Below are 6,946 nucleotides of genomic sequence, written 5' to 3' on the forward strand. Positions count from 1 at the left end.
GGGTTTTTTTCCCCGCTGGCTCCCGCCTTATCGGTGAATATCGCAGTGGCCTCGCGACCGGCCAAACGCGGGTGTTCATAGTGTGGACACGCCTGCTTCGATCGGACGGCATGTCGGTGCAGCTCGGCTCGACCGGCACCGACGAGCTCGGTCGCAGCGGCATGCCGGGCGAGGTCGACAACCATTATTTCGAGCGGTTCGGCTCGGCGATCCTTCTAAGTGTCGTGGGCGGTGCGACGCAATTCATCGCCAACCTTGGCAACGACCAGAATGGGTCGAACACCAACCAGACCTACACGGACCCGCAGACCGGACAGACGGTGACAATCCAGACGCAGCCCAACCAATACCTGCAGAGCGCCCGCCAGATCGGCGCGCAACAGGTCTCGCAAAGCCTCAACCGCATTGCCGAAGAGGCGCTTCGAAATTCGATCAATATCGCGCCCACGATCCATGTCGATCAGGGGTCGCGCATCATGGTGTTCGTCCGCCGGGACCTCGATTTTTCGGAGTTCTATCCGGACCCGGTACGCGAGGCGTTGAGGGAGATACGACGTGAGCGGGCAGCAAAGAACCGTCTTTCTAAATAAGGCGCTGGAGCCGGTGCGGCGCTGGCTCGACGACGATCGCGTGGTCGAAATCTGTGCAAACGGGCCTGGGCTTGTGTGGGTCGAAATTGTTGGCTCGACACATATGGAGCCCTTCGACGTCCCCGAGCTCGACCGCGCCGCGATCACCTACCTCATGGAACGTATAGCGGCATCATCCTCGCAATCGATCAGCGAGGAAAATCCCTTGCTTTCGGCCGCCCTCCCCGGCGGCGAACGCTTCCAGGGCGTGCTTGCGCCGGCGACGCCGACAGGAGGCGCCTTCGCGATCCGCAAGCAGGTCGTGAAGGATATGCGCCTTGATGATTACCGGAAGCGGGGGTCGTTCGATACGATCTCCGTCCAGGATCCCGGCGAATTGAGCGAGACCGACAGCGCCCTTTGCGAATGTCTCGACGCCGGCAAGATCGAGGATTTCCTCCGCCTGGCCGTGCGGGAACGGTATTCGATCCTGCTTTCAGGAGGCACATCGTCGGGCAAAACGACGTTTCTGAACGCGATTTTGCACGAGGTGCCTTCGGATGAGCGGATCCTCACCATTGAGGATACGCGAGAGGTTAAACCACACCAGCCCAACTATCTGCCCCTCGTCGCATCAAAGGGCGACCAGGGCCTGGCGCAGGTGACCGTTGAAACGCTGCTGCAAGCCGCCATGCGGTTGCGGCCGGATCGAATCTTCCTGGGCGAGATCCGGGGAGCGGAAGCCTATTCGTTCTTGCGCGCCGTCAACACAGGTCATCCCGGATCGATCACGACGATCCATGCGGACAGCCCGACCGGTGCGTTTGAGCAGCTAGCATTGATGGTCATGCAGGCTGGGCTCGGGCTGAGCAAGGCAGAGATCATCGATTACGTGCGGTCGGTCCTGCCGATTGTGATCCAACAAACGCGCCGGGGTGGCTGGCGCGGAACNCGATTACGTGCGGTCGGTCCTGCCGATTGTGATCCAACAAACGCGCCGGGGTGGCTGGCGCGGAACTTCGGCGATCTGGTTCAACCGCATGACCGAATGGAGAGCCGCCAGAAAGGTTCCCCAGAATGTCTCGCGTATTCGCTTATAGGCTTCTCCTCGGCCTCATCGGCCTCGCCGCCTTCTTTGCCCTTTGGAGCCTGGCCTACGAGCTGGTGGCGACATGGCGGTGGACTCCCGCGCTCCCCTCTGAAGGCGCCTCGCGCTGGGGGCTTCTAAAGTACCAGAACGCGCAACGCAGCCTAAGCGGCCTGTTCGTTGCCTGGCAGCATTTCAGCCAGCGCCTGGCCTATCATCCCACGCAGGGCGAGACGATCATCCGGGGCGCGATCGCGGTCGCGGTTGTCGTGGCGATCGGCGTCGGCCTGGTCTTTGCAAGCCTGATCAACCGCAAGCCAAAGCACTACGGCAATGCGCGGTTCGGCACGATCATGGACGCCGAAAGGAAAAACCTGCTGGCAAAGCAAGGCTTGATCCTCGGCAAGATGGGTGGGGCGACGATCCGCTCGGACGAGCCCGCGCACGTCTTGGTGGTCGGGCCGACCCGATCCGNGACGAGCCCGCGCACGTATTGGTGGTCGGGCCGACCCGATCCGGCAAGGGCGTCAGCTTTGTCATTCCGAACGGTTACATGTGGCGGGGATCCTCGGTGTGGTTCGATCCGAAGCGGGAGAACTTCGAGGCGTTCGGTGCGCATCGGCAGGCTCTCGGCGATAAGGTCTTTTTCTTTTCGCCCGGCGAGCAGGATTCGCATCGCTATAATCCGCTGGATTTCATCCGGCGCGATGCGCGCATGCCGACGGACTGCGCGGTGGTCTCCTCCTTCATCATCCCTGAGGCGACAGGAAGTTCCGAGATCTGGGCGCGCGCCGGCCGGCAGCTGCTTTCGGCCATGATAAGCTATGTGCTGACGTCACCACGCTATGAGGGGCAGCGTCATTTGCGCGCCGTCGCGATGCTTCTTTCGACCGGCGTAGATTTTCTCAGGGTGCTGACGAATATCCGCAATGACGAGGAAAAATATCTGCCTTCGTGGGTCGTGCACGGGCTCAACCAGTTCATTGCGCTGGAAAAGGAAACGCGAAACTCAGCCTACTTCAACCTGACGGCGGCTCTCAACCCCTGGACCAATGATCTCGTTGCAGCCGCTACGGCGTCGACCGATTTCGATATCTCGAAGTTTCGCAAGGACCCGACGGCTCTCTTCATCGGCTGCTCGGTGGCGCAGCTCGACGTGTTCCGGCCCATCATCAAACTCCTGGTTCAGCAAATCCATGATGTGCTGATGGCTTCCTCGCCAGGCCCGGACGAGCCCTATCAGGTCCTGGTGATGATCGACGAGTTTCGCCAGCTCGGCAAAATGGAGTCCATTGTTTCCAAGCTGGCGATCAACGCGGGCTATGGCTTTCGCATGGTCCTGATCCTGCAGGATCTTGCCCAGCTTGACGAAGTCTATGGAAAAGCGACGCGGCACACCACGGTGACCGCGTGTCAGGTGAAGCTTTTCATCCGCATGAACGACGTGGAGACCTCGGAACATGTCTCTGTAATGCTGGGACCGACCACGATCGAGGTGCCCACACCGATCATCAGGGCTGGTCAAGGTATATTTGGTGGCCGAGACAAGAGTTTAAGTTATCAGGAAAGGCCGTTCCGAACGGCGGCGGAGCTTCGGCAAATGCCGGCGAAGCAGGCCGTGGTTCTGGGCTCGAGCCCCCCTGGTTTCATGGTGCGCAAGATCACCTATTATAAGGACGCTCCCTATAAAGCGACCTACCAGGAATTTCGGCACCGACGCCTGAAAGTGCCGCCTCTCTCCCGATGGCAGGATCTTCCGCTGCGCTCCATGGCGGAGGTCGAAGCGGCGGCTAACAACGCGCCGGCCGCACCTTTCGAGTTGGGGGAACCCGATACCGTCGAAGCGCCGGTTTCGGGCGATACAGCGTATGCCGATGCGGCGCCGCCTGCGACTGCGGCTGAACGGGCTGATCCCGTCGCGTTAAATCCGAAAGTAAAGAGCGACAGCGCGGACGCACCACAGGTGCTGCCAAGCTCAGGCCTTCCAACGGTCGGTGAGGCTGAAGCAAAGAGCGAGGTCGCCGCTGAAGTTCCGGAGTTGAAGCCGAAGCGGGCCGATCAGACAGCTGAAGATGCGCCGCGGCCGCTTCCCACCCTTGGCCGGCGATCGGCGCCGGCAGCATCAAAGACGTCCGACCCGAGTGCGTCTGAAGGCAAGGCGAGTGTCTTGCGATTCCAAGTCCGGCCGGGAAACAAGTCCACGTCGATCGCCGCACTGCTCGCATCGCTCGATCAGGAAGTAGAGGCCGGCGCTCGTTCCCTGTCACCGTCAGTGGATAGCGGAGATGTCGACGGGGGACCGTCAGCCGCTCTTGAGGCGCTGCAGGATCAAATTAGACGTCACGGCGATCGCTAGGACGTGAAATTCAGTTGAACACAAATGAGCGATTTGTGCCTTCGGTGCCCAAGTCGAGTGTGAGAACAAGACGAAGCGTCCCTAATCGATGGCAGGCGCATCGAACCGTTTCGTTGCGGCTCCCGGTTCTTGGTGGGGACGTGAGCTGATTGCTGGTCCGTAAAATGCGATTGATTGTCACCCTAGCCAACCTGTATCAAAACCGATACAGTGCACCCCGATGAAGGTGATTGAATGGCTTGGAAGCAGCAGGGCGGATGTTCGAGCGTTTCCTGAATATGCGCGGATAGAGGCCGGCTGGCAGCTCGAACTTGTCCAGCGCGGCGACGATCCCGACGACTGGAAGCCTATGCAGATCGTGGGGGCCGGCGTCAGGGAAATCAGGGTTCGGGAGGCCTCGGGAGCGTTCCGCGTCATCTATCTGGCAACGCTGGAGGACCGGGTTTTGGTGCTTCATGCGTTCCAGAAGAAGACACAGGCCACATCCAAGAAAGACCTCGATCTGGCGGCTCAACGGCTAAAACGATGGAAGGCAGAACGATGAACGTAGAAATCTATGAGAACGTCTGGGACGCCCTGGCGGACACCGAGCAGGAGGCAGCAAACCTTAAAGCGCGCTCGGCGCTGCTCTACGAAATCCGCAAGGCAGTCCAGCGATGGGGCATTCCCCAGGAGGAAGCCGCCAAGCGGCTCGGCCTGACGCGCCCTCGTATCAATGATCTGCTGCGCGGCAAGCTCGCCAAGTTCTCGCTTGACGCGCTCGTCAACATCGCCGCCTCCGCTCACCTGGATATAGAAATCCGGGTGAAGGAGGTTGCATAATCACGAGGTGTCAAATCTCGTCTTTCCTCGGAGTACATCTTGCGTTTGGACGCGAGCGTGTGCCGAACCGAGCCGCTGCCAGAGCCCGGCTTAGGGAACAACGAGCCCACGCAGTGGTGCATGACGAGGCAACTACTGCTTTTGCGGCTTTTGTGAATCCGGCTCTTCGCCTTCGACTGCAGCGGTGTTGATGCTNTGACGAGGCAACTACTGCTTTTGCGGCTTTTGTGAATCCGGCTCTTCGCCTTCGACTGCAGCGGTGTTGATGCTCCTCGACTGCAGGCGCTGCAGTTCTTCGAGCCGTTCGCCTTTGACGATCTCGGGATCAAGCCGCTCATTAGGATTCTGCGCCAATGAACGCGCGGCTTCGCTTGCGGCTTGTGCCTCGCGGGCTTCCTTCGCAGCGATGCTTTCGGCGTTGCGCACCATTTCGCGGTCTTGCGCAACCTGCTCAAGCGAGGTCGGATCAGCCGATCCGGCTCGTTCGTCGCGGATCTCCTGCTCGATGGCGCGATTACGGATCTCGCGAGCGCGATCGGCCTCAAGCCGCTCAGCGGCCTCGATCTCCTGGGCGCGATGGATCAAAGCTTCGGCGCGCGCGCCGGCAATCCGATGGGCCTGGTCTTCGCTGACATGCGTGACGCCACCTTCCTGCAGGGATTTGAGATCCGTCCGGATCGCAAGCAGCTCCATGGTGGGCGCTGCGCGCCGTAAGAACTCCGCTTTCGTCTGGCCGTTCATCATGGCCGCTGTCTTGTTAACGGTCTCGTTGATCTGTTTTAGGTTTTCCCGCATCTGGTCCGCGGTGGCATCTGAACTCATTTGAACACCCTTTCCATCTCGAATAGCGACCACAACAGTACCGGATCGGGAAGCTTGCGTCATCCGATCAATGAATTGACTCGCTATCGCGTTATTCGGCTCGGAAACAGCGACCGAGTGCCAGTCCCGAAGGCTTGCCTGCGTGGCCTGCAGCTGGCGCGCCGAAATCGGAATCTTGATCGGGTTGGCCCTCGCGTAGTCGATCCGCTGGCGGGCCTTCTCGATGACGTGCGGGTTTGCACGGGCGTAGGCGCGGTCACGCGCCTCCCTGCCCGGCCGCGGCTTTTCGGCCGTGGCCACAATCGCCTTGTCGCGCGGACCATAGCTTTGCGAGGACGCTCGATAGGCCGCGGAGGTCGCGACGATTTTCATGCCCTGCGCTTGTGCGTGCTGGGCATAGAGCGCGCGCCATTCGCGAAGCTGGGCCGGACCTGGTCGCAAGCGCTCACCGTCCTCACCCTTCACCGCAACGATGGCGTGGACATGAATATGACCGCCCTCCTCCGCCATATCGGCATGCATGCCGAAGGCGAATTTGTGATTGGGGAACTGCTCATGCAGGAACCCGCGTGCGGCCCTCACCAGAGCTTGCCTGTCCTCGCCCGCCTTGGCCGACAGGATCATGTGCATGGTATCGCGAGGCTTGTAGGAATTCAGGGTCTTGTCCCAGGACTGCGCGGTCTGCCGAACCGCCTCCTCAGACGCGATCGCGGCGCCGTCGGCGCCGATCGCCGCTCCGTCATGGCTAAGGCGCGCGAGCTGGAACACGACACCGGCTTTGCCGTGGCTGGGCTCCCCAATTGGCTTCACCGAAACGGTATCCTCCTTGACCCCAAGCGCCTCGGAGATCCGCGAGGCGATCATGGCCCGGGTCGGTGCCGAGAACTGGCGATCCTGCTGGCGTCGATCCGAAAAGTGAAACCGATGCTTCACCTTGTCGTCCCCGTTCTCACCCCGCACGACGCTGTGTCCGGCCATGGTAGCGACGATGCGCGCGACGCTCGATCCGTCCTGCAGTGTGTCGATACGATAGGCGAAACCGTGGCCGGCGAAACCTGCCTGAACTGCCTGTGAAAGGCGCTCGGCATTCTCCTGCCCTGCCAGCGAAAGCCGAAACGTCGCCACATCCTCGCTCTCCCGCCGCTTGTCGAAACCCTTGCCCCACTGTTTCATTTCCTCGGCAACAGCTTCCTGCGTTGCCAGGATACGCGCGTCATGCGTCTCGAGCGCGACACCCTCCTTCTGGATATATTGACCGATGGCGGCTGCCCTTGTGACGCCATGCCCGTA

The 6,946-nt window shown here is 60.9% G+C and carries 6 protein-coding genes and 1 pseudogene; 5 read left to right on the forward strand and 2 right to left on the reverse strand.

The genetic code is table 11. From position 1 onward, the window contains the following. Positions 1 to 590 (forward strand): TrbI/VirB10 family protein (locus X773_RS72910; protein WP_023680831.1); only part of this gene is annotated, 590 nt, incomplete at its 5' end. Further along, positions 556 to 1,669: pseudogene (gene virB11 / locus X773_RS72915) on the forward strand (P-type DNA transfer ATPase VirB11). The gene X773_RS72910 and the pseudogene virB11, both read left to right, overlap by 35 nt. Before the next feature lie 151 nt (positions 1,670 to 1,820). Here virB11 and X773_RS77805 read toward each other — a convergent pair. Next, on the reverse strand, positions 1,821 to 2,045 hold the full coding sequence (locus X773_RS77805; protein ID WP_023680833.1) for a hypothetical protein: 225 nt from the start codon (positions 2,043 to 2,045) through the stop codon (positions 1,821 to 1,823). Between the two features lie 107 nt (positions 2,046 to 2,152). Between X773_RS77805 and X773_RS72920 the strand changes: the two genes are divergently transcribed. The 3 genes from X773_RS72920 to X773_RS72930 all read left to right on the forward strand — a co-directional run bounded on the left by X773_RS72920 (position 2,153) and on the right by X773_RS72930 (position 4,834). Continuing rightward, entirely contained in the window at positions 2,153 to 4,012 is a 1,860-nt protein-coding gene (locus X773_RS72920; RefSeq protein WP_198023677.1) for a type IV secretory system conjugative DNA transfer family protein, read from the forward strand. Positions 4,013 to 4,232: 220 nt separating this feature from the next. Continuing rightward, positions 4,233 to 4,556, forward strand: a complete 324-nt coding sequence (locus X773_RS72925) for a type II toxin-antitoxin system RelE/ParE family toxin (RefSeq protein WP_023680835.1) — start codon at positions 4,233 to 4,235, stop codon at positions 4,554 to 4,556. Further along, positions 4,553 to 4,834 carry an XRE family transcriptional regulator gene (locus X773_RS72930; protein WP_006205593.1) on the forward strand — a complete coding sequence of 94 codons (282 nt, stop codon included), beginning with the start codon at positions 4,553 to 4,555 and terminating at the stop codon, positions 4,832 to 4,834. The genes X773_RS72925 and X773_RS72930 overlap by 4 nt, the downstream gene beginning before the upstream one ends. A gap of 207 nt (positions 4,835 to 5,041) precedes the next feature. On the opposite strand, the gene X773_RS77810 is transcribed toward X773_RS72930, so the two are convergent. Next, on the reverse strand, positions 5,042 to 6,946 hold a 1,905-nt coding region (locus X773_RS77810), incomplete at its 5' end, for a relaxase/mobilization nuclease domain-containing protein (RefSeq protein ID WP_023680836.1).

It is taken from the genome of Mesorhizobium sp. LSJC280B00 (genome assembly GCF_000502835.1).
Classification (GTDB): Bacteria; Pseudomonadota; Alphaproteobacteria; order Rhizobiales; family Rhizobiaceae; genus Mesorhizobium.

Coding starts and splice junctions, on each gene's coding strand:
- X773_RS72925 (WP_023680835.1), top strand. CDS start 4,233: ATGAAGGTGATTGAATGGCTTGGAAGCAGCAGGGCGGATGTTCGAGCG.
- X773_RS72930 (WP_006205593.1), top strand. CDS start 4,553: ATGAACGTAGAAATCTATGAGAACGTCTGGGACGCCCTGGCGGACACC.